This is a genomic window from Streptomyces sp. NPDC055140, assembly GCF_053607285.1.
Genome location: NZ_JBSGTG010000184.1, coordinates 1 through 1,623 on the forward strand (window position 1 = coordinate 1; position 1,623 = coordinate 1,623).

At 71.5% G+C, this 1,623-nt stretch carries 3 protein-coding genes; all 3 read right to left on the reverse strand.

Annotated features, from left to right (window positions below; genetic code table 11):
* Positions 1-504 (reverse strand): polysaccharide deacetylase family protein (locus tag ACWFR4_RS48830; RefSeq protein WP_453658440.1); only part of this gene is annotated, 504 nt, incomplete at its 3' end.
* Positions 505-520: 16 nt separating this feature from the next.
* The gene (locus ACWFR4_RS48835; protein WP_453658442.1) at positions 521-1,294 is read right to left on the reverse strand and encodes an SDR family NAD(P)-dependent oxidoreductase; all 774 of its coding nucleotides are present in this window, start codon (positions 1,292-1,294) and stop codon (positions 521-523) included.
* On the reverse strand, positions 1,291-1,623 hold a 333-nt coding region (locus ACWFR4_RS48840), incomplete at its 5' end, for a hypothetical protein (protein WP_453658444.1). The genes ACWFR4_RS48840 and ACWFR4_RS48835, both read right to left, overlap by 4 nt.

Sequence of the window (1,623 nt, forward strand, 5' to 3'; positions counted from 1 at the left end):
GCCCATCAGGCTGCTGTCGTAGGCCAGCCCGTGCTCGACGAGCAGGTCGACCGAGGCGTCGGACAGGTCCCAGGCCGGGGCCCGGAAGCCGCGCGGCAGGGTGCCGGTAACCTCCTTCAGGGCGTTCAACGACCGCTGGAGCACGGCGCGTTCCTCGGCCGGCTCCAGTGCGGCGACGTTCTCGTGGGCGTGCCCGTGCACCGCCACCTCGTGGCCCCGCTCCATGAGTTCGCGCGTGAGCTCGGGGTACGTGAGGGCGGTGTGCCCGGGTACGAACCAGGTCGCGGTGATGCCCCGGGTCTCCAGGATGTGCAGCAGCCGGGGTACGGCGACGGCCGCGAACTCCCCTCGGGAGCGCGGGGTCGCGGTCAGCATGCCCCGGGCCATCCAGGAGGAGAGGGCGTCGAAGTCGAAGGTGACGCAGACGTATCCGCGCCGCGAGGTCGACGAATCCACCTGATCGGTAACGGCGTTACGGCTCGGCGGAGTAGTCGGAGTCGTCATCGTTGTTCTCCTCCGTTCAGCTCAGTGGCAGCGCGGCGTTGCCGGTGCCCGCGCCGCCGTCCACGGACAGCGACGCTCCGGTGATCCACTCGGCGTCCGGACCGCACAGGTAGGCGACCGCGCCCGCGATGTCCTCGGGGACACCCGCGCGGGGCCAGGGCTGTCCGCCGCGGATCGAGCGGACGTAGTCCGCGCCGAGCGGGTTCACCTCGCTGTCGACCTCGATGAAGCCCGGCGAGACCGCGTTGACGTGGATGCGGTGCTCCGCCAGTTCCAGGGCGAACGCCTTGGTGAGCATGTCCAGACCGGCCTTGGACGTGCAGTAGTGGGCGGCGCCCCGGCGGGCCCGGGCGGAGGCGCCCGAGCTGATGTTGACGATGTGGCCGCCCGTACCGGCGTCGACCACACGCCGCGCGAAGGCCCGCGACAGGGAGAAGACCGCGGACAGGTTGACGTCCATGACCTGGTCCCACTGGTCGTCGCGCATCTCCAGGAGCGGGGCGCTCGGGTAGAGGCCTGCGGCGTTGATCAGGATGTCAAGGCCGCCGAACACCTCCCAGGCGCGGTCGACGAAGTCGGGCAGCGAGGCGCGGTCGGTGAGGTCGACCTCCAGGGCGGCGAACGGCCCGGAGTTCTCGGCGGCGAGGGGGGCGAGGTGGTCGGCGCGGAGGTCCGCGAGGACCACCTTGACGCCTTCCTTGCTCAGCCGCCTCGCGATGGCCGCCCCGATGCCTCCGGCCGCTCCGGTGACGAGCGCGATCCTCGGCTGTTTCCGCTCGGGGGTGCTCACAGTTCTCCTTCTGTCCCACGCACCGTGTCGTGGGTTCCGTCGTAATGGGTCAGGCCGTCGAATCCGGCCCGCAAGTCGCTGTACTGGTCGGCGGCGGGCCGCTCGTCCGGTTTTGCTGCCGTACGCCGCTCGCGCCGCGCGAGGACGTCGTGCGCCTGGGCGGCGCCGTCGACCAGCAGGTCGATGACGCACCAGGCCATCAGCACGGCCGGTTCCAGCGCGGCGAGGACGTGGTCGGTCACCGCGTAGTCGACGCTGTGCGCGTCCCCGGTGGCGCCCGCCGTGAAGGGGTGCAGCACCGGCATCACCGCGCCGAGGTCCCCCATGTC